Annotated in this window: 24 protein-coding genes and 1 pseudogene; 12 read left to right on the plus strand and 13 right to left on the minus strand. The window is 62.8% G+C overall.

Annotated features, from left to right (window positions below; translation table 11 throughout):
- Positions 1 to 3: 3 nt before the first annotated feature.
- Positions 4 to 702, plus strand: a complete 699-nt coding sequence (locus QU606_RS18630) for an ABC transporter permease (protein WP_304997314.1) — start codon at positions 4 to 6, stop codon at positions 700 to 702.
- A complete protein-coding gene (locus QU606_RS18635) occupies positions 699 to 1697 on the plus strand; it encodes a DMT family transporter (protein WP_304997315.1) in 999 nt (332 codons plus the stop codon). The genes QU606_RS18630 and QU606_RS18635 overlap by 4 nt, the downstream gene beginning before the upstream one ends.
- On the opposite strand, the pseudogene QU606_RS18640 reads toward QU606_RS18635, so the two are convergent.
- Positions 1653 to 2192, minus strand: a pseudogene (locus tag QU606_RS18640) (TetR/AcrR family transcriptional regulator); the annotation flags it as partial. The gene QU606_RS18635 and the pseudogene QU606_RS18640 overlap by 45 nt on opposite strands.
- A 501-nt stretch (positions 2193 to 2693) precedes the next feature.
- Here QU606_RS18640 and QU606_RS18645 point away from each other — a divergent pair.
- Positions 2694 to 3692, plus strand: a complete 999-nt coding sequence (locus tag QU606_RS18645; RefSeq protein WP_168232706.1) for a succinylglutamate desuccinylase/aspartoacylase family protein — start codon at positions 2694 to 2696, stop codon at positions 3690 to 3692.
- Between the two features lie 71 nt (positions 3693 to 3763).
- On the opposite strand, the gene QU606_RS18650 is transcribed toward QU606_RS18645, so the two are convergent.
- From QU606_RS18650 to QU606_RS18660, 3 genes are all read right to left on the minus strand, one after another.
- Positions 3764 to 4330: a GNAT family N-acetyltransferase gene (locus tag QU606_RS18650; RefSeq protein ID WP_168232705.1), complete on the minus strand. Its 567-nt coding sequence runs from the start codon at positions 4328 to 4330 to the stop codon at positions 3764 to 3766.
- Positions 4331 to 4429: 99 nt separating this feature from the next.
- Positions 4430 to 5179, minus strand: coding sequence for a fumarate/nitrate reduction transcriptional regulator Fnr (gene fnr, locus QU606_RS18655; RefSeq protein WP_150294481.1), 750 nt, complete (start codon positions 5177 to 5179; stop codon positions 4430 to 4432).
- Positions 5180 to 5384: 205 nt separating this feature from the next.
- Complete coding sequence (locus QU606_RS18660; RefSeq protein ID WP_069076119.1) at positions 5385 to 6308, minus strand: universal stress protein; 924 nt, start codon at positions 6306 to 6308, stop codon at positions 5385 to 5387.
- 242 nt (positions 6309 to 6550) lie between these two features.
- On the opposite strand from QU606_RS18660, the gene QU606_RS18665 reads away from it, so the two are divergent.
- Genes QU606_RS18665 through QU606_RS18675 form a run of 3 tightly spaced genes read left to right on the plus strand, consistent with a single transcriptional unit; the run spans position 6551 to position 9106 of the window.
- A complete protein-coding gene (locus tag QU606_RS18665) occupies positions 6551 to 7624 on the plus strand; it encodes an NAD(P)-dependent alcohol dehydrogenase (RefSeq protein ID WP_024075556.1) in 1074 nt (357 codons plus the stop codon).
- A gap of 31 nt (positions 7625 to 7655) precedes the next feature.
- Positions 7656 to 7871: a hypothetical protein gene (locus QU606_RS18670; protein WP_069076120.1), complete on the plus strand. Its 216-nt coding sequence runs from the start codon at positions 7656 to 7658 to the stop codon at positions 7869 to 7871.
- Positions 7868 to 9106: an MgtC/SapB family protein gene (locus QU606_RS18675; protein ID WP_024075554.1), complete on the plus strand. Its 1239-nt coding sequence runs from the start codon at positions 7868 to 7870 to the stop codon at positions 9104 to 9106. Before QU606_RS18670 ends, QU606_RS18675 begins: the two co-directional genes overlap by 4 nt.
- Here QU606_RS18675 and QU606_RS18680 read toward each other — a convergent pair.
- The 7 genes from QU606_RS18680 to QU606_RS18710 are packed head-to-tail and all read right to left on the minus strand — an operon-like array spanning position 9099 to position 15402.
- Positions 9099 to 10478, minus strand: a complete 1380-nt coding sequence (locus QU606_RS18680; RefSeq protein ID WP_304997316.1) for an ATP-binding protein — start codon at positions 10476 to 10478, stop codon at positions 9099 to 9101. The genes QU606_RS18675 and QU606_RS18680 overlap by 8 nt on opposite strands.
- Positions 10475 to 11137, minus strand: coding sequence for a response regulator (locus QU606_RS18685; RefSeq protein ID WP_024075552.1), 663 nt, complete (start codon positions 11135 to 11137; stop codon positions 10475 to 10477). The genes QU606_RS18680 and QU606_RS18685 overlap by 4 nt, the downstream gene beginning before the upstream one ends.
- An 11-nt stretch (positions 11138 to 11148) precedes the next feature.
- Entirely contained in the window at positions 11149 to 11793 is a 645-nt protein-coding gene (locus QU606_RS18690) for a tetratricopeptide repeat protein (RefSeq protein ID WP_069076122.1), read from the minus strand.
- A complete protein-coding gene (locus tag QU606_RS18695; protein ID WP_069076123.1) occupies positions 11790 to 12599 on the minus strand; it encodes an SDR family oxidoreductase in 810 nt (269 codons plus the stop codon). The genes QU606_RS18690 and QU606_RS18695 overlap by 4 nt, the downstream gene beginning before the upstream one ends.
- Positions 12586 to 13260 carry a TenA family transcriptional regulator gene (locus QU606_RS18700; RefSeq protein WP_024075549.1) on the minus strand — a complete coding sequence of 225 codons (675 nt, stop codon included), beginning with the start codon at positions 13258 to 13260 and terminating at the stop codon, positions 12586 to 12588. The genes QU606_RS18695 and QU606_RS18700 overlap by 14 nt, the downstream gene beginning before the upstream one ends.
- Positions 13257 to 14735: an AMP-binding protein gene (locus QU606_RS18705; protein WP_024075548.1), complete on the minus strand. Its 1479-nt coding sequence runs from the start codon at positions 14733 to 14735 to the stop codon at positions 13257 to 13259. Before QU606_RS18705 ends, QU606_RS18700 begins: the two co-directional genes overlap by 4 nt.
- The gene (locus QU606_RS18710) at positions 14725 to 15402 is read right to left on the minus strand and encodes a thermostable hemolysin (RefSeq protein WP_304997317.1); all 678 of its coding nucleotides are present in this window, start codon (positions 15400 to 15402) and stop codon (positions 14725 to 14727) included. Before QU606_RS18710 ends, QU606_RS18705 begins: the two co-directional genes overlap by 11 nt.
- A 181-nt stretch (positions 15403 to 15583) precedes the next feature.
- Here QU606_RS18710 and QU606_RS18715 point away from each other — a divergent pair, with 181 nt between their 5' ends.
- From QU606_RS18715 to xylB, 6 genes are all read left to right on the plus strand, one after another.
- Positions 15584 to 16135 (plus strand): cytochrome b, encoded by a 552-nt coding sequence (locus tag QU606_RS18715; RefSeq protein ID WP_304997318.1) that lies wholly within the window; start codon positions 15584 to 15586, stop codon positions 16133 to 16135.
- A gap of 154 nt (positions 16136 to 16289) precedes the next feature.
- The gene (locus QU606_RS18720; RefSeq protein WP_024075545.1) at positions 16290 to 17822 is read left to right on the plus strand and encodes a sugar ABC transporter ATP-binding protein; all 1533 of its coding nucleotides are present in this window, start codon (positions 16290 to 16292) and stop codon (positions 17820 to 17822) included.
- A 13-nt stretch (positions 17823 to 17835) separates the two neighbouring features.
- Positions 17836 to 18804 carry a hypothetical protein gene (locus QU606_RS18725; RefSeq protein WP_093235470.1) on the plus strand — a complete coding sequence of 323 codons (969 nt, stop codon included), beginning with the start codon at positions 17836 to 17838 and terminating at the stop codon, positions 18802 to 18804.
- A gap of 34 nt (positions 18805 to 18838) precedes the next feature.
- Positions 18839 to 19771: an ABC transporter substrate-binding protein gene (locus tag QU606_RS18730; RefSeq protein WP_304997319.1), complete on the plus strand. Its 933-nt coding sequence runs from the start codon at positions 18839 to 18841 to the stop codon at positions 19769 to 19771.
- A gap of 21 nt (positions 19772 to 19792) precedes the next feature.
- Positions 19793 to 20785, plus strand: coding sequence for a LacI family DNA-binding transcriptional regulator (locus QU606_RS18735; RefSeq protein ID WP_304997320.1), 993 nt, complete (start codon positions 19793 to 19795; stop codon positions 20783 to 20785).
- Between the two features lie 16 nt (positions 20786 to 20801).
- Positions 20802 to 22262, plus strand: a complete 1461-nt coding sequence (gene xylB / locus QU606_RS18740; protein WP_304997321.1) for a xylulokinase — start codon at positions 20802 to 20804, stop codon at positions 22260 to 22262.
- 245 nt (positions 22263 to 22507) lie between these two features.
- Here the strand turns inward: xylB and QU606_RS18745 are convergent, their stop codons facing one another.
- Positions 22508 to 22966 (minus strand): transposase, encoded by a 459-nt coding sequence (locus QU606_RS18745; RefSeq protein WP_304997322.1) that lies wholly within the window; start codon positions 22964 to 22966, stop codon positions 22508 to 22510.
- 440 nt (positions 22967 to 23406) lie between these two features.
- Positions 23407 to 23850, minus strand: a complete 444-nt coding sequence (locus QU606_RS18750; protein ID WP_069076117.1) for an Lrp/AsnC family transcriptional regulator — start codon at positions 23848 to 23850, stop codon at positions 23407 to 23409.
- Positions 23851 to 23879: the final 29 nt, after the last annotated feature.

Here is a 23879-nt window from a genome sequence, read left to right on the forward strand (position 1 = left end):
CACATGCCTGAGTGGATAAGTTATTACGCGGGGCTGATCGCCAAGGGTTTGCAGACCAGTTTGTCATTGTTGCTGATCAGCGCGGTGCTGGGGTTTGCCCTGGCGGTGCTGGTGGCGTTGGCACGGTTGTCGCGGCGCAAGTGGCTGGCGCGCAGTGCATTGGCCTACACCAGTGTGTTGCGCGGTACGCCGCTGCTGATCCAGATCTACATCTTCTACTATGGGCTGGGCAGCCTGTTCGCCCAGTTTCCGGTGATCCGGGGCAGTGTCCTCTGGCCGTTTTTGCGCGACGGCTACTGGTACATCGTGTTCGCCCTGGTGCTCTCGGTGGGCGCCTATGTGGGGGAAGTGATTCGCGGCGGCTTGCTGGCCGTGTCCAAGGGGGAGATGGAAGCGGCCTCGGCGTTTGGCATGACCCCGCGCCAGGCGCTGTTGCGCGTGCGTCTGCCCAGGGCGATGCGCCTGCTGTTGCCGACGTTGGCGGGGGAAACGGTGATGTTGCTCAAGTCCACCGCGCTGGCCTCGACCATTGCCGTGGTCGACCTGCTGGGCGCGGCCAACGTGGTGCGCGCGCAGACCTTGCAGATCTACCAGCCGTTGCTGCTGGTGGCCGGGGTCTACCTGTGCCTGACCTTTTTGATTGAAGCGCTGTACGCCATCGCCGAGCGACGCGGTACGCCGCTGCGCAGGGCTGCCGGATGAGCCAGGACCGCTCGCTGCAAGGGATTGCCCTGTGCGCCCTGGCCTACGCGTTCCTGGGGTTGCAGGACGCTGCGATCAAATGGCTGGTGGCTGATTATTCGGTATTCACTGTCCTGTTCTGGCGCAGCCTGGTGGTGGTCGCCGCGTGTGTGATCGCCGGGCGCATGGGGCTGTTGCGCCGCGCCTGGTGCTCGCTCAGCCGTAGGCTGTTGATCATTCGTGGGCTGTTGTCGCTGCTTGCCTGGTTGCTGTACTACACCGCCGCCAGGGACCTGACCCTGGCGGAAATGACCACCCTGTATTTCTCCGCGCCGATCATGGTGACCTTGCTCGCGGCGCTGATCCTCAAGGAACGCGCCAGCCGGGGCCAGTGGGTTTCGTTGATCATCGGCTTTATCGGCGTGGTCATTGCCTGCCGCCCGAGCCACAGGGTCGACCCGCTGCCGATCGCCCTGACCCTGGCGGCGGCCCTATGCTGGGCGTTCACCTATATCCAACTGCGCCAGGTCGACCTGACCACCTCGGTGCTGGAGCAGATGCTGATCACCAATGTGGTGTTCGTGATCTGTATGGCCGTGACGTTGCCCTGGACCCATACGCCGTCACCGACGCCGGCCTGGCTGGGGATGTTGGCGGCGGGGTGTGTGGGCGGTATCGGCCAGTTCCTGCTGTTTGCCAGTTTCCGTCGTGCTACCGCGACCTTGCTCGCGCCGTTCGAGTACACCGGGCTGGTTTGGGCGTTCCTGCTGTCGAGCCTGATCTGGGGCGTGTCGATGGACGTCTCGCTGATCATCGGCGCGGTACTGATCGCCGTCAGCGGCACCCTGGCCATGCTCAGCGCACGGCGCCCGGTGTCACAGGGCGTGGTTGGCGCCGAATGCGCCGTGACGCAACCCTTGTACCCAGCAGCGGCAGATGTGCAGCCCGTTGGCGGGGCTGAAGGTGCCGGGGTTGAGGCAGCCCTCGAGCCAGAGTCCGTCAAGCATCGCCGATAGACCAATAGCGGCCAGGTGGGTGTCGTGAATCTGCAGGTTTTCGCTGCGCGCCAGATCATCCAGCAGTCGCTGGATCAAGCCCAGGTAGGCGCGGTAGCTGTTTTCGTGGGACTGGTTTACGTGGGGTGAATGACGGATCAGGCTCCAGAACACCACCCACACCCCGAGCAGATCGGGGTCCATGACCCGTGGCGAAAACGATGCGCTGAGAAAGGCGTCCAGGCGTGCGGCGGCGCCTTCGACCGCTTCGACTTGCGCCCACAGGGCCGTGGTCAGCTCGTTGGCCAGCTTGTGGTAGGTCTCGGCGATCAGTGCATCGATGCTGCCGAAATGATGATTGAGCAAGCCCACGGAAACCCCGGCCTGCGCCGCGATACGCCGCACCGAAATCCCGGCATGGCCGTCGCGGGCGAGGCAGGTGAGGGTGGCGGCAACCAGCAGGTCGCGGCGTTCATCGGGGTCGGCACGGCGCAGTTTGGGAGGGACGACAGTCATGGAAAGGCCTTTGATCAAACACCGGAGTGTCAAGGTTAGTTGAACGGCCGTTCAATCTCTACCGGTTAAGTGATAAGAGGTCCTGCTAAAACTGGCTGTTGTGGTGAGCAGGCTTGTTCTGGCCAGCAGGCTTGCCCTAATGCCGTTCAGTTAAGGCTTTTTTGTAGGAGCGAGCTTGCTCGCGAAGAACTCACAGGCGCCGCGTTGATTCAGGAAACACGCGTGATCGTTGACGTTTTTCGCGAGCAAGCTCGCTCCTACAGAAGGCGATGTACGCTTAACTGAACGGCATTAGGGCTTGCCCCGCGTTGGGCTGCGCAGCAGCCCCATTACAGGCGATGTGTTTTTAACTGATACACCGCGGTGCCTGGTTTTGGGCCTGCTGCGCAGCCCAACGCGGGGCAAGCCCGCTCGCCACAGGTAAGCCCACTGGCCACAGGCAAGCCCACTGACCACAAAAATACGGTCGTTTATTTGTGTTGGATAAGAGGAGGGCAAGGCATGGCAATCGATCTTTCGTGGCAGGTGCCCGGCGATGCTGGCAACCTGCTGTCTATCAACGCCTGGCGTTTCGAAGGCGACGGCAGCGGACCCAGGGTCCACTTGCAAGCCGGCGTTCACGCCGATGAAATCGCCGGGATGCTGGTGCTGCACCACCTGCTGCCGCGCTTGCAACGCTGTCAGCAGCAAGGCCGCCTGAAGGGCTGCGTGACGCTGGTACCGCAGGCCAACCCGTTCGGCATCGGCCAGTTTCGCCAGGGCAAATTATTGGGGCGTTTTCACGAAGCCAGTGGGCAGAATTTCAACCGCGCATTTGACCACTCCCTGGCCATGGAGCGCCCGGCGAGCAACCTGGCGCAATGGCAAAAGAGCCTGGTGCAACTGGCCGCTGATGCCGACCTGGTGCTGGACCTGCACACCGATGACGAAGCACTGCCCTACCTCTACATCCACCGCAGCTTCTGGCCCGAGCAAGGCCTGGCACTGGCGGCCGCGTTGCAGGTGGACGTGGTGATCGTCTGGGAGGACGGCGGTGATGGCTCCTTTGAAGAAACCCTCATCAACCACGCCGCGCCGCAGTTGGCCGCGACCGTCGAGTTGCGTGGGCAAGCGGATGTCAGCGATGCCCTGGCACAACAGGATGCCGATGGGCTGTGGGCCTGGCTGTGCATCAATGGCGTGGTCGACGAGCTGGCGGCGATCAGCGAATGGCAGGGCGACGCAGTGGACATGGGCTGCATGGAAACCGTCCTCGCCCCTCGCGCCGGTGTGCTGGTGTTCGAAAAAAGCCTGGGTGATCCGGTCGAGGAGGGGGAGCGTTTTGCCAGGATCATCGGGCGCCCTGGTGACCCGGATACGGAGGTAACGCTGCATGCCGCACAAACCGGGCGAATGGTCACCCGCCATCGTGAACGCCTGGTGGCCCAGGGTGCGGTGGTGGCCAAATTCACCGGCACACGCTTATCCGACAGCTACAGCGGCGGCGTGCTGGACCCTTAGACAACGAATGCCCTCCAACGAGCGTATTGGCAGACGGGGCGGCAAACCGCCCCGTCAGCGGGCCATGCGGTTCAGAGTTCGATGCTGCTGATCACCTGGGTACTGTCATTCGGATCGATCACGCTATGGAATCCCAAGTCACGGGTCAGGTCGCGCAGCCGGGAGTTGGTGGCCCCGTCGATTGTGTACATGCGTTTGAACCCGTTGGCGCGCGCCGCTTTTATCAGGTGCTGCATCAGGATGTACCCCAGGCCCTGTTGTTGCCAGTTATCGGCCACGGTTACCGCGCATTCGCATTCGTGCTCCTTGGCTTCGGCGTAGCGAGCCACGCCGATTTCGATCAGCTTGCCGTTGTCGTGCACCAGGGCGATAAAGGCCATACGGTGCTGATTATCGACATTCATCAACTGATCCATGAGGCGCTTGCCGGGCTCGTTGATTTCACCCAGGAAGCGCGCGTGCCGCGACTCGGGGGACAGGTTCTTGATGAAATCGTATTCGCGCTCTCGATCGGCGGCGGTCAACGGACGTATCAGCACGTGGCGGCCGTCTTTGAGTTCGTCGATCCAGTGTTCGTGGGGGGCTGCCTCCTTATAGGCGGCATCGGCTTGCCTGTTGTGTTCTGCGAGGGTGGGCATGGCATGACCTCCGAAGGTTGGACGGGATTGAAACAGCGTCTTTTCCATTGGTTTGTACGCCTTTACCGACCGTTAAAGCTGACCTGGATCAGATCAGCATCACTCCGGCCCATGCCGATGACAGCCGGCAATAAACATCTTGAGTTGCGGCATATCGAGAATGTCGACATTGCGAGCGCTGATATGCACCAGGCCCAGTTTGCGCAGTTGCGCGATACTGCGGCATACCGTCTCCAGGCGCAGGCCCAAGTAAGAGCCGATTTCTTCGCGTCTCATCCGTAATACAAAAGAGCGGGATGAATAACCGCGCGTACTCATGCGCGCCGATAGATTCAATACAAACGCGGCCAGTCGCTCATCGGCATTCATATTGCCCATTTGTAATAACATACTGTGATCACGCACTATTTCGCGGCTCATGATCTTGTTCAAGTTATGTTGCAGCGATGGAATCTGGCTGGCCAGCCGTTCAAGTTGGTGGAAGTGAATCGGACACACTTCGCTGTCTTCCAGGGCCACGGCATGGCAGGCATGCTGCTCGGCGCTGATGGCGTCCAGGCCGAGCATTTCCCCGGCCATCTGGAAGCCGGTGACTTGTTCGCGACCGTCCAGGGAGACAATACAGGTCTTGAAAAAGCCGGTTCGCACGGCGTAGAGCGAGCGCAGCGGGTCTGCGGTGCGATACAGCGAGGCGCCCTTTTTAACTTTGACCCGTTGGGGAATAAGTGTATCCAGGCGGCTCACTTCGCTATCGTTCAGACCGATGGGTAAACACAACTCTAGAACGCTGCAATTGGCGCAAGCTGTCCTTAAATTTTGCGTTTGTACAAGTATTGGTGTCGACTTCATTTTAAAAAAGCCTCTTGCACACTTGCCGGTTGTCTAGATAACACTAAACAACACGTGATGAAAAAAGCTAGGTGCGGACTTATATATTTAGACGGCTGGAGGGTTCCGAATGCCTGGCGTCAGGCTGAGGCATCCAAATGAATTGTTTTGGCGCGAAGTACCCCCGCGACGAATAGTGCCGCGGGGGCGAGCAAAGTGCGTGTGATCAATCAACGATTTCGGGCTTCACCATCCAGACGCTGCACGGCATCTTGTACAACAGCGATTCGGCGGTACTACCCAGTAAGCGCGACAGCCCGTGATGGCCGACCCGCCCCATGACAATCACATCGACATTGTAGGCATCGGCGTAGCTGGACAGCACTTTCGCCGGGTTGCCCAGGATCATATGGCGCTGTGCTGGCGGGATCCCGTTGCGCGCGGCCAGGTCATTGAAGGCCTGCCCCTGTTCGTCGAACAAACGCTTGGCGGCGACCGACGAGAAGAAGCCGGCGCCGCTGCCAAACCCGTACTCCTGGGCGCCCAGGTCGGACAGGTCATGGGCGTACACCACTTCCACCTCGGCATCGCAGGCGGTGGCCAACTTGACCGCTTCATGCAGGATGCGGTCGTTAAGGTCGTCATAGTGCTCATTGCGATGGAACGGGTCCACGGCGGCCACGATCTTGCGCGGCAAGGCATGTTGCGCACCGCTGACAAAATGCAGTGGCACCGGGCATTCGCGAATCAGGTGCACATCCAGTGGCGTGAACATCAGCCGCGACAGCAGCGACTCATGCTCCAGCGCCTTGATTACCACGGCCATCGGCTCTTCCCGCAGGCGCACCAATATCTCCTGCAGCGGGCGTTCCACCCAGGCCACCTCGGTGGTGACCGTCAGCCCGAGATTGCGTAACGGCCGGGCCTGGTCCTCCAGCCATTGATGATGACGCTCGACGTAGCCCAGGCGCATCTGTTCCAGCGCCTGTTCATTGACCAGGCCGGCGGTGGCCAGGCCTTCCAGGTAATCAAAGGCCAGGATGTGCAGCGCGGCGCCTTCGGCCTTGGCCAGGGCCGCGGCCCTGTCGAAGGCCGGACTGTGCTCCATCAATGGTGAAACCAGCAACAAGTAACGGGCTTGAGTGGACATGGGCAATCTCCCTTGGGTAAGCGGCGGATAGCAGCGGGCAATGGTGCCTGCCTGACATCATCGCGCCGGGCGCCGGTGGCGGTTTGACTTGCATCAAGTCGCCTTGAGCGGGAGCCAGGTCAACGATGCGCGGTCAGGGGCCATGATCAATCCGGGGATTGTTGATCATGATCAACTTGTGCCGTGCGTTCGCGGCGCAGTCTGGTCGCCAATCAGGCTTTTCCGGCCCAGGAGGTCACAGCATGGCAACCATGAGAGCAGCTGTCTTCGTTGAAAAAAACCGCATCGTCCTGGACGACAAACCCATTCCCGAAGTCGGTCCGTTGGACGCCTTGGTGCGCATTACCACCACCACCATCTGCGGTACCGACGTGCATATCCTGCGCGGCGAGTACCCGGTCGCCAAAGGCCTGACCGTGGGCCATGAACCGGTGGGCGTGATTGAGCGGCTGGGGTCCCAGGTTCGCGGGTTTGTCGAAGGCCAGCGGGTGATCGCCGGCGCCATCACCCCCAGCGGGCAAAGCTACGCCTGCCTGTGCGGGTGTGGCTCCCAGGACGGCCCCGATACACGGCATGGCTTTCGCGCTGCGGGGGGCTGGAAATTCGGCAATACCCTCGACGGCTGCCAGGCCGAATACGTGCTGGTCCCCGATGCGCTGGCCAACCTGTGCCCGATCCCCGACGGTTTAAGTGACGAACAGGTGCTGATGTGCCCGGACATCATGTCCACCGGGTTTTCCGGGGCCGAGCGCGGCGAGGTGAGCATTGGCGACACGGTGGTGGTATTCGCCCTGGGGCCGATCGGCTTGTGCGCGGTGGCGGGGGCACGCCTTAAAGGCGCCTCGATGATTATCGGGGTCGACGGGGTCAGTGAACGCATGAACGTCGCCCGCAGCCTCGGCGCTACCCATATCGTCGATTTCAAGAAAGGCAATGTGGTCGAGCAAATCATGGCGCTCACGGACGGCCGTGGGGTCGACGTGGCGATCGAAGCCCTGGGCACCCAGGGCACCTTCGAGTCGGCCTTGCGCGTGCTGCGCCCCGGTGGGCGCCTGTCCAGCCTGGGGGTGTATTCCAGTGACCTGCACATTCCCTATGACGCCTTCAGTGCGGGGCTGGGGGATTACAGCATCGTGTCGACCCTGTGCCCCGGCGGCAAGGAGCGCATGCGCCGCTTGATGGCCGTGGTTGCCAGCGGCGGGGTGGACCTGTCGCCCCTGGTGACCCACCGCTTCAAGCTCGACGATATCGAGGCGGCCTATGAGCTGTTTGCCCATCAACGCGATGGCGTCATGAAGGTCGCGATTACTCCCTGAAGGCGCCTGGGGGCGCCAGCCGAGGCCAAGGATGCTGATCACCATCACACAACAACAGGCGCCGCTGCGCTGGACAGTACATATGGACGCCTGGTTCGTGCATTTCACCAGCCTGGCCGCAGCCGAAGACTTCGTGCACCGCCTGCGGGCACGGCTGGACGCACCTCATCCCTGGCCAAGCGTCGCCGCGCCAAGGGGCACCACAGGTTCTGCACCGGCTTTGATTCGCACCGGCGGGTATGGATGACGCACACCCTCGACCTGGCCGGTGCCGCTGCGGCGCTGGGTATCGGCATGCTGATCGGGCTTGAGCGCGAACGTCGCAAGGGGCAGGGCGAACTGCGCGCTTTTGCCGGTTTGCGCACTTATTCCATCACCGCGTTATTAGGCTATGTGACGCAGCAAGTCGGTGGCGGCCTGTTGTTGGGGCTGATCGCCGGCTGCCTGGCGGTGATCGCCAGCACGGCGTACTGGAAGAGCCAGGATAAAGACCCGGGCATCACCAGCGAAGTCACCTTGCTCATGGTGCTGGTATTGGGCGCAGGGTGTGGGGACGCCCCCGAACGGGCTATCGCCATCGGCGTCGTCGTCGCCGGTTTGCTGGCCTACCGCGACAAACTGCATAACTTTGCCCGCATCCAATTGACCGACATCGAAATGCGTGACGGGCTGTTGCTGCTGATCGTGGCGCTGGTGGTGTTGCCGCTGGCGCCGGATCGCTTTATCGGCCCCTATGGTGCGCTTAACCCGCGCACTATCTGTACCTTGACGGTGTTGTTGATGGCGGTAGGGGCGGTGGGCCATGTGGCGGTGCGCGCGCTTGGGCCGCGGTATGGCTACGTCGTGGGCGCCATTGCTTCGGGGTTCGCTTCCAGCACGGTGACCGTGGCCGCCATGGGCCAGATCGTCGGCAAGGAGCCGCAGCACCTGCGCACCCTCGCGGCAGCGGCGATTTTTTCGAATATTGCCACCGTGACCCAAATGGCGCTGATCCTCGGCGCCGTGGAGCCGAGGCTGCTTTCGCAGATGGCCTGGCCGCTGCTCGCCGGGTTTGCCACTACCGCGTTGTATGGGGCAGCCCTGATGCTGCGCGCGCCGACGACAGCGGCCAGCCAAATCATCAAGGTCGGCGGTGCATTCGACCTCAAGCTGGCGCTGATCATGGTCTTGACCCTGACCGGCATTACCTTCCTGTCGTCAGTGATGCTCCATCACTTCGGCCAGGTGGGGGTGATGTTAACCGCGACCTTGAGTGGTTTCGCCGACGCCCACGCGTCCATCGCCTCGATTGCCGCCCTGGCCACCAGCGGCCAGTTGTCCCTGGAGGCTGCGTCCATTCCGATATTGCTGGTGGTCAGTTGCAACGCGCTGAGCAAGTGCCTGGTGGCCTGGGTCAGCGGCGGCCGCACATTCGCCGCCTACGTGATCGCCGGGCAAGTGCTGCTGACCGGCGCAATGTGGCTGGGCACACTGCTCAGGTAACGTGCGCGCGCATCGGGATCTCCAGGGTCGCTCGCAGGCCACCGGTTTCCCGGTTTTCAAGGCGCACCCGCCCCCCCAGGCGCTGGGCGATGGTTTGTACGATCGTCAGGCCCAGGCCCGCCCCCTTGGCATTGCCGCGGCTGTAAAACCGCTCGAAGAGCCGGTCGCGCTGGGCCTCATCGATGCCGGGGCCCTGGTCGTCGATGGTCAGGGCGAAATACTCGGCGTTTTTGCACAAACCCACGGTGATCACCCCATGTTCCGGGGAGAAATTCGCCGCGTTGGTCACCAGGTTGGTCAAGGCGATATCGATCGCGCCGGCGTCGGTCGTCACCTGGTACGGCGCATCGTCGACCTCGAGCACCAGTTCCAAGTCCTTGCTCAGCAACCAGGGGGTCAACTGGATCAGGGTTTCACGCACCGTTGTCGCCAGGTCGATCGCCTGTACCGCTGGCTGCCCGGCGCTCGGTTCCAGGCGTGCCATGGTCAGCAACTGGTTGACCAGGCGGCTGGTGCGGTCGACACCGGCGATCAGGAAGGCCAGGGACTCGCGCCGCTCGGTTTCGGTGCCGGCTTCCAGCAGGTTTTGCGCATGCACCCGCAATACCGCCAGGGGCGTGCGCATTTCGTGGGCGGCGTCGGCAATAAAGCGTCGCTCGCGGCCCAGCATGTCCTGGATTTGCGCGAGCATACGGTTCAACGCCGCCTGCATCGGTTCCAGCTCCATGGGCAAGGGCGTCAGTTGCATCGGTTCCAGGGAACCGGAATGCCGTGCACGCAAGGTGGCCGCCATGTCGGCCAAGGGCTTGAGCCCCCAGCCAATCGCCAGCCAGACCATGGCGGCAAGGATCAGGCTGCCCAGCACATTCGGCCACAAGGTATGCCGCACGATGCGCTGGACCAGGTCGGAGCGCACATCGTCGCGCTCGCCCACCCAAATGCGCAGGCCATTGTCCTTGTCCTTGAGCACGAAGCCGCGCCATTGCCGGCCATTGAGGTCGTCGATATTGCTATAGCCCGGTTGTTCCGGGGGCGTGGCGAATGACGGTGAACTGGCGGTAAACACCAGCAGTTCGCCCTGGGGGTTCCACACCTGGAAGGCAATCTTGCTTTCGTAAGGGTGCCCATCCACCTTGGGCATGGCTTCGCCCAAGGCTTTGTTGAAGGCGCGATACAGCTCGGTCTGGTCTTTGCTCGCCAGTGGCATGCTCATGACGCCCTGGACCAGGCGTGCGTTCTGCGCCAGTTGCGCATCGTAGACTTCGGCGATTTCGTGATTGCTGTCGTGCAGGTTCAGCACACTGATCACCAGCAATCCGGCGAGCATCAGGCCGATGATCAGGGTCAGGGTGCGCCGCCGAATCGAGGTCATCCGCGCTCCTCCACCAGGTAGCCGACGCCGCGAACGGTACGGATCAGTTCGCTGGAGAACTTCTTGCGCAGGTGATGGATGTGCACCTCCAGGGTGTTGCTTTCGGCTTCTTCGTTCCAGCCGTAGAGCAGTTGCATCAGCTGGTCACGGGTCATCACGCGGCCTGGCGGCGACAGCAGTTCGTGCAGCAGTTGATATTCCTTGGGCGTGAGCAGCACCGGTTCGCCGTGGTAGCTGACTTGCTGTGTGCTCGGATCCAGGCAAATGCCCGCGTGTTCGATCATCACCCGCGCACGTCCGGCGCTGCGCCGTAGCAGGGCACGCAGGCGCGCCTTGAGTTCGGCCAGGTCGAAGGGCTTGACCAGGTAATCGTCGGCGCCGGCATCCAACCCGGCGATGCGGTCTTCGGTGGCGTCCCGCGCCGTGAGGATCAGCACCGGCAGGTTCGAGCCGCTGTCGCGCAGGCGTCGCAGCACCTCCAAGCCATCCATGCGCGGCAGGCCGAGATCGAGCACCACCACGTCAAAGGTTTCGCTGAGCAAGGCATGCAAGGCACTGCTGCCGTCTTGCAGCCAATCGACGGTGTAGCCCTCACGCACCAGCGCCTGGTGAATACCTTCACCCAATGCCACGTCATCCTCGATCAGTAATAGGCGCACGCAGACTCCTGTCAGTTGAGTTTTTTGTTGATGTCGGCCAGCACGCTTTCGATCTCTTTGCGCCGCCCGGCATCGGCGGTTTCCCGACCCGGCCGGGGGGCGGCCAGCAGGGCTTTTTGCAGGGCATCACGGGCTTCGCCATAGCGTTTTTGCCGGTACAGGTGGTCACCCCAGAAGTACAGACTATCAATGCCCGCCGGGTTCAGTTGCAAGGCCTGTTTGAGCAACTGTTCGGCCTTGTCGGCATCGCCGAAGCCAATGGGCCAACCGGGGACGCGATCATACAGGGCCGCCAGGCTGGTATAGGCCGAGCCTTGCAGGGCCTTGGGGTCCAGGGCCAGCGCTTTTTCCAGGTCGACCTTGGCCGCCTTGACCTTGCTCAACGCGCCCAGCCCGCCCTGGGCACCGGCCCAACTGCTGGTGACAATCCCCGACCAGATCCACGCCTCGGCAGCCTGGGGGCGGGCCTGGGTGAAGGCCGTTGCCTGGGTGGCCAATTGTTCGAACGCCTGGGTTCGCTGCTCTTCAGGCAGGTTGTATTGGATATGGGCCCAGCGCGTCTGGATGTCGTTCAGGCGTTGCTGGTCAGCGGCCTCCAGCGCCCAGGTCAAGGGGCTCAGGGCGGTGAGCAGCAGCGCAACGAAAAGTCGTTTCATGGTTTCAGGTCCTCATTCTCGGGTTTGTCGCTCAAGCGGCGTACCAACGGCAGTTGTTTGCGCAAGCCTCGGTCGACCAGGTTGGGCAGCAGGCTGTTAAGGCGCACAAAGAAACGCTCCGGCCAGCCCAGGTACAGATCGCGACGCTCGTTGGCAATCGCCTGGATCACGGCTGAAGCCACGGTGTGCGGGTCGTCGACGTTGGACTTGAGCGCATCGTTCAAGGCTTGCGCGGCGGGGCTGTTCATCTTGGTATGGGTGGCGCGCGGGGCGACGTACAGCACCCCGACGCGGGTATCGGCCAGTTCCCGGCGCAGCGCTTCAGAAAAGCCGCGCAAGGCGAACTTGGTGGCGCAGTAGGTGGCATAGCCGGGGTAGCCGATGGAGCCGTAGGTAGAGCCGACGTTCACCACCATGGCGCTTGGCGCCTGCTTGAGCATGGGTAACAGCAGCTTGGTCAGGCAGATGGGCGCCGTGATGTTCAGCGCCAGCATCCCGTTGATTTCGTTGTCGTCCAGTTGCTCCAGCATCGCGAAGTGATTGATCCCGGCGGCGTTGATCAGCAGGTTCACGCCGCCGATGGCTTCGGCGGCGGCCAGCACTTTGCGCCGGTCGGCGAGAAAGGTCAGGTCGGCGCTTACCCAGCACAATTGCTGCGGATAGCGTTCAAGCAAACCTTCCAACGGCCCACGATGACGGGCCACGGCCAGCACCCGCGCGCCACTGGCGCAGAGGGCGGACACAATCGCCAGGCCAATCCCACCGCTGGCGCCGGTCAGCACCACGCGGGCGTCAGACAGGCGCATGGGAAGCCTCCCCAAGGCGCGGCAGGCTGCGGAACATATCGGTGTAGAGCGCGTACACCACCTTGGATGCGCGGATCACGGCGGCCTGGTCTTCAGGATCATCCAGGCTGTTCATCAAGCGGCGGTAGGTTTCCATGTGGCCGATGTCCAGGGAACCGTGGGAGCTCAGGTAGCTGAACGCGGTGGCCGGCAGTTGCAAGCGATCGCGGATGCTATCGGCGGCATGGGTGGCCAGGGCGATACTGGTGCCTTCCAGCACATTGACCATGCCGAACAGGCCAACCGGGTTGTCACGGGCGATCAGGTCATAGAGGTAGCTGACCATCAATTCGATGGGCAACCCAGGGCGCCCATCGCGTACCGCCGCCTTGTCGCCGCCACAGGCGGCGATGTCATCCAGCACCCATTGCTCATGGCCATATTCATCTTCGATGTAGTCGCAAACGGCCTTGCGCAGCCATTCCAGGCGCGAGGGCAAGCGCGCGCCGCAAGCCATCATCAACGGCACGGTATGCCGTACGTGGTAGTAGGCCTGGGCCAGGAATGCGCGATAGCTTTCCAGGCTGACCTTGCCTTCCATGGCATCGCGGATGATCGGCAGGTTGAACAGTGCGTTGCGTTCCTGTTGGGTGGCTTCTTGCAGCGAGTCGAAAAAATTCACGATGAGGTTTCCTCGTTGAGTGCAGGGGCAAGCTGGGTTTGATAACGGGCGACGATGGCGTCGCGCCGTGGCCGGCCATTGGCGGTGAGCAAGCCATTGGCGGCGGTGAAGGGTTCTGCCAGGCGCGTCCAGCGATGCACCTGGGCGTAGTCCGGCAGGCTGCTATTGGCCTCGGCCACGGCGGCGGCCAGTTGGGCGTCGCTGCAGTCGGCGCGATGGGGCCACAGCAGGGCATGGTTCTGCGGCAGTGCTTCGCCGTACACGAACGCCTGGGCGATGACCCCGCCCTGGGTCAGTTCGGCCTCGACCCAGTCCGGGTTGACGTTGCGCCCGTAACTGGTGACGAACTGATGTTTCTTGCGGCCCTTGAGGTAGAGAAAACCGTCTTCGTCGAAGGCGCCCAGGTCGCCGCTGGGCCACCATTGTTCGGGCTGGCCGGGCTGGCCCAGGTAGCCGAGCAGGGTCGATCCCTTGATCAGCACTTCACCGTCTTCGGCCAGGCGGATTTCCACGTGGGGCAGGGGCCGGCCGACACTTCCCGGCCGGTTGGCCTCAGGGCGGTTCAGGCACACCACCGAAGCGCATTCCGAGAGCCCGTAGCCTTCGTACACCGGCATGCCCAAGTGGTGCGCCCGTTGCAACAAGGCCTTGGAGACGCGCGCACCGCCGACCGCGGCGAAGCGCAGCCCCAGGGGGCTGAATGCCTTTTGCTCGGCGGCGATGACCAACATCAACAGTAACTGCGGCACCAGGATCAGGCTGTGGGGCTGGCGTGCCGCCAGGCAACCGAGCAATTGCGCTGCGTCCACCGCGCTGGCGCCCTGGATACCCAGGCTCTTCTGGCTGGGCAGGCTCAAGGTGGCGCCGGCATACAACGCGGCGTAGCAACCGAGGTTCTCCAGCAAAATCGCAATGGGCAACAAGGCCAGGTGATGGCGTGGGTCGGTGACGTGGCTGGCCTGGTACAACTCACGGGCCACCCGCAACAGGCTGTCGGCGCTCAGGCACACGCCCTTGGGCGCCCCAGTGGTGCCGGAGGTGAAGGTCAGCTTGGCGGTAGCCGATGGCATCGAAGGGCGGCCTTCAAACGTACGGCACCAGAATTCGCCGGATTGACGGTAGCCACTGGCGAGCAGTTCAGCCTCCAGGTGGGGCTCGGCGAGCACCCGCTCAGCGTGGCTTTGTTGCAGGCAGTGGGCGCGCTGTGCCGGGCTGAAGAACGGCGGCAGGGTCAGGCAGGTCAGCCCCTCGAACAGCACCGCCAGGTCCCACAGCATGGCCTCGACGCCATTGTCCAAGGCCAGGGCGACCACTTTCACGCCTTCGTCGCGCAGGCGTTCGCGGCGGTACTCGACTTCGGCGAACAGTGAGGTGTAATCCATCTTCAAGGTGTCGCCCCACAAGGCGATAGCACCGTCATTGCGCTCGGCGTAACCGCGAAGCACGGCGTGGAAGCGGCGGGTTTCAGGCGACATGGCTGGCGTCCTCAATCGTGGTAGGCAACCCCAGGCGTGAGAACAGGCCCATGTTGCGCAAATGGATAAAGCCGGCGCGGATATTGCCGACATGCACCCAAGGTTGGCTTTCGTAGTAACTGCCCCAGTGATGGCGGTCATCGCCCAGGCGCTGCGGGTCGGCGGCGCACAGGGTGACCGGCTTCAAGCCGAGGCGGTGGAAGCTGTTGACCAGGCCGATATTGCCGGTGAACGCCACCCACTCCAGGCCACCCATGGCCAGCAGCCAGGTGATGGCGATGATGCTCAGGCGGGCGCTGCCGGTATCGCTGGCGGCCAGGTTGCCGACTTCGGCAATGGCCCCGCGCTCCACCGGTTGGTCGGCGGCGGCACTGATCAGTGGCTCGATCGGATGGTCCAGGTAACGTTCCAGGAACAACGGTTCTGCGTTCGCCAGGCGCACCCCGGCGACGGCACACAGTTCACCGTTGGCCTGGCTCACGCCAAACAACTGCGGCATGAAGTGGCGGATATCGGCGCCGTGGGCAATGCGAAAACGCTGTTGGATAAACGCCTCGAATTCCGCGCGCTGAGGGTCTTGGGGCAGGGCACGGGCGAGGCATAGCGGCGTACTGTCGGCCTGGCCAAACAGCAGCGGCAAGCGAACGCTCCAATCGATGTCGGGCATTGGCGATACGTCTCCCAAGTGAAGTTGGGTGGAGTATCGGAGGCATTTCTTAACGAAGTCTGAAGGTGGTGAAAATGATCGATCGGCCGATCTTCAGACTGCCTTAAGACTTCGCAGGCAGGGTGACGCCGACGCTTCGAGGCCGAAACCGGCCACCCTTCCTGCATAAGGCTCCTTTCCCATGACCGAAAACCAGATGACAACGCGCTACGCAAGGCTGTCGATGAGCCTGCACTGGCTGATGCTCGCGCTGTTCGTTGGCGTGTACGCCTGTATCGAAATCAAAGGCCTGCTGCCCCGCGGGCATGCGCTCAAGGGCGTGTTCCTCGGTGGCCATGCGCTGTTCGGGATTGGCATATTCGTGCTGGTCTGGCTGCGTCTGCTGGGACGCCTGGCGCCACGCCCGGCGATTGTGCCGCGACCGCCCGCCTGGCAAACGGCTGCATCGCACCTGATGCACCTGGCGTTGTACGGCCTGATGATCATCACGCCACTGCTGGCCTGGCTGATGCTCAATGCCGCAGGCAAGCCGGTGCCGTATTTCGAGTTCGGCTTACCAACGCTGGTCGCACCGGACCCGGACCTGGCCCGGCAGTTCAAGCACTGGCATGAGTGGCTGGGCAGCGCCGGCTATTGGTTGATCGGCCTGCACGCGGCGGCGGGGTTGTTCCACCATTACTGGGTGCGCGATAACACCCTGGTGCGCATGCTGCCGAAACGCTACAAAGGCTGAAATTGCGATTAAAGCGCTTGGTGAAACGTTTCTTCTAGCGACAAACGGCGCACGCAAGCGCTTGCGTAAGTAAATGTATCTGATTAGAGTCGGTGGCAATCGGCTCTGATCCAAGGGGTCGATAGACAAAAATAATAAAACCAGGAGCTCAGTCATGAGCCTTGAACCCTTGCTTGAGATGCAGGGCATCAGCAAAACCTTCAACGGTTTGCGTGTGCTCAAGAATGTCGGCCTGAAGGTCTACCCCGGCGAAATCCACGCCTTGATGGGGGAGAACGGCGCCGGCAAATCGACCCTGATGAAAATCCTCTCCGGCGCCTACCAGGCCGATCCCGGCGGCGAAATCCGCATCGCCGGCCAGCGTGTCGCCACCTTCACGCCCGCCACCGCCAAAGCCCTCGGCATCGCCGTGATCTATCAGGAACTGAGCCTGTGCCCGAACCTGAGCGTGGCCGAGAATATCTACCTGGGCCGGGAACTGCGTCGTGGCTGGACCATCGACCGCCAGGGCATGCAGGCCGGTTGCGTCGAGGTGCTGCAACGCCTGGGCGCCGAGTTCACCCCGGCAACCCAGGTCAGCAGCCTGTCGATCGCCGAGCGCCAATTGGTGGAAATCGCCCGCGCCTTGCATGCCCACGCCAAGTTGCTGGTGATGGACGAGCCGACCACGCCGCTGTCGTCCCGCGAGACCGACCGCCTGTTCGCGCTGATCAAGCAACTGCGCAGCCAGGGCCTGGCGATCATCTATATCAGCCACCGTATGGCCGAGATCTACGAGCTGTCGGACCGCGTCTCGGTGCTGCGCGACGGCCAATACATCGGCGAATTGACCCGCGACGCGCTGTCGGCCGAGGTGTTGGTGAAAATGATGGTGGGCCGCGACCTCTCCGGTTTCTACAAAAAGGAACACGCCGCCTATAACCCCGGCAACGTGGTGATGCGCGTGCGTGACATGGCCGATGGCAAGCGCGTGCGCAATTGCAGTTTCGACCTGCATGCCGGTGAAGTGCTGGGCATTGCCGGTTTGGTCGGGGCAGGGCGCACCGAACTGGCGCGACTGATTTTCGCCGCCGACCCGCGCACCTCCGGCACCCTGGAAGTGGTGGGCGAGCGCGTGACCCAACTGCGCAACCCGGCCGATGCGATTCGGGCCGGCGTGGTCTACCTCACCGAAGACCGCAAGGCCCAGGGCCTGTTCCTCGACATGAGCGTGGCCGACAACATCAATGTCTGTGCCTGTGTGCCCGACGCTCATGCCGGTGGCGTACTCGATCGTCGGCATGCCGCGCAACGCTCGAATGACGCGATCAAGTCACTGTCGATCCGCGTGGCCTCGGGCAAGGTCAATGTGGGGGCGTTGTCCGGTGGCAACCAGCAAAAGGTCTTGCTGGCGCGGCTGCTGGAGGTCAAGCCGCATGTGCTGATCCTCGACGAACCGACGCGGGGCGTGGACATCGGCTCCAAGTCCGAGATCTACCGCATCATCAACCAACTGGCCCAGGCGGGCGTCGGCATCGTGGTGATCTCCAGCGAATTGCCGGAAATCATCGGCACCTGCGACCGTGTGCTGATCATGCGCGAAGGCCAGTTGGTGGCCGAAGTCGGCGGGGCTTCCGGCCACGTCATTTCCCAGGAACGTATTATTGACCTCGCCACTGGTGGCGATCAGGTGGTTGCCCATGGCTGATTCACACAACACGATGACCCTCCCGGCTGTCGGCAAGGCCGAACGCGTCCGAGGGCTGATGCGCACGGTCGGCATGCTGCCGGTGCTGATCCTGCTGCTGGTGGGCTTTGCCCTGGCCAGTGAAAACTTCCTGACGATGCAGAACCTGTCGATCATCACCCAGCAGGCGTCGGTCAATGTGGTGCTGGCAGCGGGCATGACCTTTGTGATCCTCACGGCGGGCATCGACCTGTCGGTGGGGGCGATCCTGGCGGCGTCGGCCGTGGTGGCGTTGCAGGCGTCGATGTCGCCGCAGTTCGGCATGTTCGGTATCGCCGCCGGTATCGGCTTTGGCCTGTTGCTGGGCCTGGTCAACGGCGGGCTGATTGCCTTCATGCGCCTGCCGCCGTTTATCGTCACCCTCGGGGCCTTGACCGCCATGCGCGGCCTGGCGCGCTTACTCGCCGATGACAAGACGGTGTTCAACCCCGACCTGCCTTTTGCCTTTATCGGCAATGACTCGATCCTCGGCGTGCCGTGGCTGGTGGTGATCGCCGTGGCGGTGGTGGCCCTGTCGTGGTTCATCCTGCGTCGCACCGTGATGGGCGTGCAGATCTATTCGGTGGGCGGCAACCCCGAAGCGGCGCGGCTCTCCGGAATCAAGGTGTGGAAAGTGCTGCTGTTTGTCTATGCCATGTCCGGTGCGCTGGCCGGGCTCGGTGCGGTGATGAGCGCCTCGCGCCTGTTCGCCGCCAACGGCCTGCAACTGGGGCAATCCTATGAACTGGACGCGATTGCCGCCGTGATCCTCGGCGGCACCAGCTTTACCGGCGGGGTCGGCACCATCGGCGGCACGTTGATCGGCGCCCTGATCATTGCGGTACTCACCAATGGCCTGGTGCTGCTGGGGGTGTCGGATATCTGGCAGTACATCATCAAGGGCATCGTGATCATCGGCGCAGTGGCGCTGGATCGTTATCGCCAATCCGGTGCGCGCACCTGAATTCACTCATACAACAATCACAAGAGAGACCCGCATGAACCTTAAACATCTGTTCCCCGTCATGGCCTTGGCCGCCCTGATGTCCCAAGCCGTTGAAGCCCGCGAGCTCAAAGCCCTCGGCATCAGCATGGGCTCGCTCGGCAACCCGTATTTCGTGACCCTGGCCGACGGCGCAACCGCAAGGGCCAAGGCTCTGAACCCCGACGTCAAGGTGACCTCGGTGTCGGCCGACTATGACCTGAGCAAGCAGTTCTCGCAGATCGACAACTTCATCTCGTCCAAGGTCGACCTGATCCTGATCAACGCCGTCGACCCTTCTGCCATGGCCTCGGCGATCAAGAAAGCGCGCGACGCCGGGATTGTCGTGGTGGCCGTGGACGTGGACGCCAAGGGCGTGAATGCCACCGTGCAGACCGACAACGTCGAAGCCGGCAAGCTGGCCTGCCAGTTCCTGGTGGACAAGCTCAAGGGCAAGGGCAACGTGATTATCCAGAACGGCCCGCAAGTCACGGCGGTGACCGATCGCGTCAAAGGTTGCAAGGCCGCCCTGGCCGCGGCACCCGACATCAAGGTGCTGTCCGACGACCAGGACGGCAAGGGCTCGCGCGAAGGCGGCCTGAACGCCATGCAGGGTTACCTGACCCGCTTCCCGAGCATCGACGGCCTGTTCGCGATCAACGACCCGCAAGCCATCGGCAGCGACCTGGCGGCCAAGCAGCTCAAGCGCAGCGGCATCATCATTACGTCGGTGGACGGCGCGCCGGATATCGAACATGCGCTCAAGACCGACACACAGATCCAGGCATCTGCCAGCCAGGACCCGTGGGTCATGGCGCAGACAGCGGTGAACATCGGCAATGACCTGCTCAATGACAAGGCCCCGGCCGAAGCGGTGACCCTGCTCACGCCCAAACTGATCACCCGTGACAACGTCGGCACCTACAGCGGCTGGTCGAGCAAACATTGATTCATTGAGAGGAACGGCGCCGTGGTCACCATGGATGACGTCGCAAGCAGGGCGGGGGTGTCGACATCGACCGTGTCACATGTGTTGAACGGCACCCGCAAAGTCAGCTCGGCCACGGTGCAGGCGGTACAGCGCGCGATCCAGGAGTTGGGGTACATCCCCAACACCCTGGCACGCTCGCTGGCACGCTCGAGCACCAGCACGATCGGCGTGGCGATCTCGGCGCTGTCCAACCATTACTTCAGCGAGACGGTGCACGCGATTGAAACCGAGTGCGCCAAACACGGCTACATGATGCTGTTCGTCGACACCCATGATGACCCCGAGCAGGAGCTGCGGGTGGTCACGGCGCTGCATCACCGACGCGTCGACGGCATTGTGCTGGCGCCGTCGAACGGCTCGCTGGCCCTGGAGTACCTGAAGGCCAACGAGATACCGGCGGTGCTGGTGGATCGGATGATGAGCGAGCACTTTGACCAGGTCGGGGTCGAGAATACCCAACCCACTCAGGCGCTGATTGAGCACTTGATCGCCCATGGGCATCGCCGGATTGGGTTTATTGCCGGGCGTACGGGGTTCAGCACCACGGATGAACGGGTCGCCGGTTACCGCGCCGCCTTGCACGCGGCAGGGCTGGCGTTTGATCCGCAGCTGCTGGTCAATGGCGGTTCCAACAGCGAGCCGGCGCGCCAGGCCACCGTGCAGTTGCTGGGCCTGGCTGCGCCACCCACCGCGATCATGGCCGGCAATAACCTGATGACCCTCGGCGCGATGCACGCCTTGCGTGACGCGCAGCTCGAAGTGCCGAGGCAAATGGCCCTGGTGGGCTTTGATGATTTTGACTGGGCGGACTTTTTCGTGCCGCGCCTGAGCCTGATCGCGCAGCCGGTCAAGGCCCTCGGCGCCCGCGCGGTCGACCTGTTGCTGCAACGTATGGCGTCGCCTGACGCACCCCTCCAGAGTGTGCGCCTGGCGCCGACCCTGCAGTTACGTAACTCCTGTGGCTGTCATTGATTGGAATAACACACGCATGAACCGTCCTGTTTCCCTCGGCATCGACCTGGGCACCTCGGAACTCAAAGCCATCCTGATGGACGCCAGTGGTGCGGTGCTGGCCCATGCCGGCGTGCGCTTGAACGTGTCGCGGCGGCACAGCGGCTGGTCTGAACAGGCGCCGGAAGACTGGTGGCAAGCCTGTTTGCAGGCGTTGGCGCAACTGCGCGGACACGAGGCGTTTACACGCGTGGCCTGTATCGGCCTGTCGGGGCAGATGCATGGCGCGGTGTTGCTGGGGGCGGACAACCGCGTGTTGTACCCGGCGATCCTGTGGGACGACTCCCGCGCCGTGGCCGAAGCCGCGCAACTCGGGAGCGGCTTTGCCGACGTCACCGGCAGCCTGCCGATGGCCGGGCTGACCGCGCCGAAACTGCTGTGGCTGCAACAGCATGAACCCGAGGTGTTCCAGGCGATTGATTGCGTGCTGTCGCCCAAGGATTACCTGCGCCTGCGCCTGAGTGGCGAGCGCATCAGCGAGATGTCCGATGCGGCGGGTACGTTATGGCTGGATGTGGCACGGCGGGAATGGTTTTCCCCGATGGTGCGGGCGACCGGCCTTACGCCTGAGCAACTGCCCAGGCTGGTGGAGGGGGGCACGGCGAGCGCTTTGTTGACGGCCACGGGGCTGGGCTTATCCACTGACGTGGTGATTGCCGGGGGCGGTGGCGATAACCCTGTCGCAGCGGTCGGCATTGGCGCGATCAACGCCGGTGATGGCTTCATTACCCTGGGCACCAGCGCGGCGATTGTCGCCATCACCGACCATGCGGCCGGCAACCCGGCCAGCGCCGTGCATAGCTTCTGCCATGCGCTGCCCAATCGCTGGTACACCATGGGCGCGATGCTGGCTGGCGCCAGTTGCCTGCGCTGGGTGACGCGACTGACGGGGCATTCAGATGAACAAACACTATTGGACCAGGTGCAGGCGCAGTTGCCCATCGGGCAGCCGGTGCCTTTGGACACACCGTTGTTTTTGCCGTACCTCGCGGGTGAACGCACCCCCCATAACGATCCGCTGCTGCGTGGCGGCTTCATGAACCTGGGCCATGACTGCACCCCGGCGATGCTCGGCTACGCAGTGATGGAAGGGGTGGGTTTCGGCTTGCTGGACGCGTTGCACGCGGTGCAATCGACCGGCGCCGACGTGACCTCGTGCGCCTTGGTGGGCGGTGGTGCGCGCAGTGAGTATTGGGCGCAGTTGCTGGCCAATATCCTGCGGCGTGAAATCTACACCTTGCACGGCAGCGAATTGAGCGCTTGCGTGGGCGCGGCGAAGCTGGGCTTCCTGGCGATAGGGCAAGGCGCCGCGCTGTTGGAAGCGGGCATGCCGGTAAAAACGCGGTACGCGCCTGACCTGACACAGCAACCGGTGCTGGAAGCCCGTTATCGCAAGTTCCAGGGGCTGCTGAACGCGGCAAAAGCCCTTCACGACTAATACGGCGCTTGTTGTGGCGAGCGGGCTTCCTGTGGCGAGCGGGCTTCCTGTGGCGAGCGGGCTTGCCCCGCGTTGGGCTGCGAAGCGGCCCCAAAACCTGGCGATTTAATGTACCTGGATAAACGCGGTGGCCTTATTGGGGCTGCTTCGCAGCCCAACGCGGGGCAAGCCCGCTCGCCACAACAAGCCCCATTGCCACAGGAAGCTCGCTTGCCATAACAGTCCCGTTATTACAACGAGCGGGGTCATAACCAGGTTGCATCCCAAAGCGGATAATCGCCAATCCGCTCCACCAACCTTGCGCGCAGGGGGTTGGCGACGATATAGCGTGCCATTTTCCGAATATCATCTTCAGCCCGCACCGCCCGGTCGTGGTAGCCACGCTGCCAGAATTTCTCCCGACTGCCACGGGCTTTGTTGATGCTTAAGGTGCTGCGCGACTTGGTCTGGCGCATCACATCAGGCAACGTCGTACCGTTGAGGTCGAACAGCCAATGAAAGTGGTCCGGCATGATCACCCACGCCAGGGAATTGACCTGTCCTGAATCATGAACTCTCTTGAGTTCGGCGACTAATAACCGCCCCAGGTAAAAGTCGCGAAACAATGGGTGGCGGTGATGCACGACAGCGGTGACCAGATAGGCCCGGCCGGTTTCTGAATAGCGACCACGTCGCAATAGGTGAGAGTTTGGCTGACGAGGCAATCCGTTGCTCCTTCGCGTAGATAAGAAGCTTTCACGCTAGCAGCGGAGGCGAAATAGCTGACTTGAGTTGCGTATCCCTTTATTGCATTGCAACAGGCGGACACGACTTATTCTGGCAGCGGGCCTGTTGTGAGTGGGCCTCCTGTGGCAAGTGGCCTTGTTGTGAGTCGGCCGGGCCTGTTGTGGCGAGCGGGCTTCCTGTGGCGAGCGGGCTTGCCCCGCGTTGGGGCGCGAAGCGGCCCCAAAACCTGGCGATTTAATGTACCTGGATAAGCGCGGTGGCCTTATTGGGGCTGCTTCGCAGCCCAACGCGGGGCAAGCCCGCTCGCCACAGGAAGCACGCTCGCCATAACAGACTCACTTGCCACAACAAGCACGCTCGCCATAACAGGCCCGCTTGCCACAGCCCCCCCCAGGTGCAGGAATCGGCTTGTTACGGTTCAGTCGTTGCTCAGCGGCGGCAGGCGCCGTTTCACCGGGGTTTTCTTGACGATGGCGGTATTGGTTTCCGCGTAGGCGTTGATCCGGTCCAGCAGGTTGTCGAGATGGTCCATGGTGCGCACATGCAAGCGGGCAATAAAACAATCTTCGCCCGTGACCTTATCGCATTCGGTGAATTCCGGGATCGCCTGGATCTGGCGCTCCACCTCCTGCAATTTGCCGGGCAGGGGGCGGATGCGCACGATGGCTTGCAGCAGGTAGCCAAAATGCCTGGGGTCGATATCGACCGTGTAGTGGGTCAGTACGCCACGCTCTTCGAGGCGACGCAGGCGTTCGCCGACGCTGGGCGACGACAGGCCGGTGATGCCCGCCAGGGCTTTGAGGGACAACCGCGAGTCATCCATCAAGGCGGCGATGAGTTGCTGGTCGATGGTGTCGATCATGGAGTTCGCCTAATAAGAAAAGGTAATTT

The sequence above is a fragment of the Pseudomonas sp. OVF7 genome (genome assembly GCF_030644265.1).
Lineage (GTDB): Bacteria > Pseudomonadota > Gammaproteobacteria > Pseudomonadales > Pseudomonadaceae > Aquipseudomonas > Aquipseudomonas gorinensis.